Origin of the sequence: Corynebacterium sp. AOP12-C2-36, from assembly GCF_052379185.1 — a bacterium.
Lineage (GTDB): Bacteria > Actinomycetota > Actinomycetes > Mycobacteriales > Mycobacteriaceae > Corynebacterium.
Genome location: NZ_JBQSYJ010000063.1, coordinates 1 through 1218, shown reverse-complemented (window position 1 = coordinate 1218; position 1218 = coordinate 1). Strand labels below are relative to the sequence as shown.

Genomic DNA, 1218 nt, shown 5'->3' with positions numbered 1-1218 from the left:
GCCACGGCCATCGATGGCCGCCCTGCATCGCCTGGTGGACTCCCGAGCACAACACCTATCGGTGAATCCACCCAGCTACGCCACGGTGCGCAGCATCATCCAAGCTCTTGACCCGGCGATGGTCACCCTCGCCTTGGAGGGCCCGGCGTCCTACCGGGATCGACACGAACTGGTCTACCGGCACCGGGCTGAATGTCCCAATGCCATCTGGCAGGCCGATCACACCCAGCTCGACATCCTCATCCAGAACCCGGACGGCACGCCGACTCGCCCCTGGCTCACCATCATCATCGACGACTACTCCCGGGCAGTGTGCGGCTACATGGTCACCATCACCGCGCCCTCGGCGATGAACACCGCCCTGGCACTACGCCAGGCTATCTGGCGGAAAACAGACCCCACCTGGGCGATGTGCGGTATTCCCGACGTCCTCTACGTCGATCACGGCTCCGATTTCACCAGTGGCCACATCGCATACACCACGACAGCGTTGAAGATCCGGATCATTCATTCGACCATCGCTCGTCCGCAGGGCCGTGGCAAGGTCGAGCGGTTCTTCAGCACCGTCAACACCGAACTTCTCACCACCCTGCCCGGTCACCTTGCCCCCGGCGTCCGAAACCCACACCCCGTACTGGACCTGACGAGCCTGGATACCGCCGTCGGTGAGTTCATCAGCAGCTACAACCAGCGCACTCACTCTTCGATCAACACCAGCCCGAAGGCCGCGTGGATCGGACAGGGATGGATTCCCAGGATGCCGGAGAACCTGGAAGAACTCGACGGGCTCCTGCTGCGGGTCTCCACCCACCGCCGGGTGCAGCGCGACGGCATACACTTCCAAGGCCAGCGCTACATCAGCCCGACCCTGGCACCTTTTGTCGGCCATGACGTCACCATCCGCTACGACCCGCGGGATCTCTCCGAGATCCGGGTGTACGACCACGACACGTTGCTGTGCGTCGCCGTGGATGAAGACCACCCCAACCAGCGCTACAGCCTTGCAGATATCCAGGCCGCTCGTCGACGCCGACGACGTCAACTACGTGCCGGAATCAATGAGCGCATCCCCACCCACGAAGCACGCCCAACAGACCGTGCCCCTGTGAACCCCGATGCAAACACCGAAACGCCATTCCCGCGTGGGCGTACGTCTCGCCTGCGGACCTATGAAGAGGACCTGTCACCATGAGCCGCGACTTCATCGTCACCAAAGAG

Annotated in this window: 1 protein-coding gene; it reads left to right on the top strand. The window is 63.0% G+C overall.

Going from position 1 to position 1218, the window contains the following annotated elements; translation table 11 throughout:
• Positions 1-1192, top strand: a 1192-nt coding sequence (locus ACT3UN_RS16450) for a Mu transposase C-terminal domain-containing protein (RefSeq protein WP_444657658.1), incomplete at its 5' end; no start/stop codon positions are given.
• Positions 1193-1218: the final 26 nt, after the last annotated feature.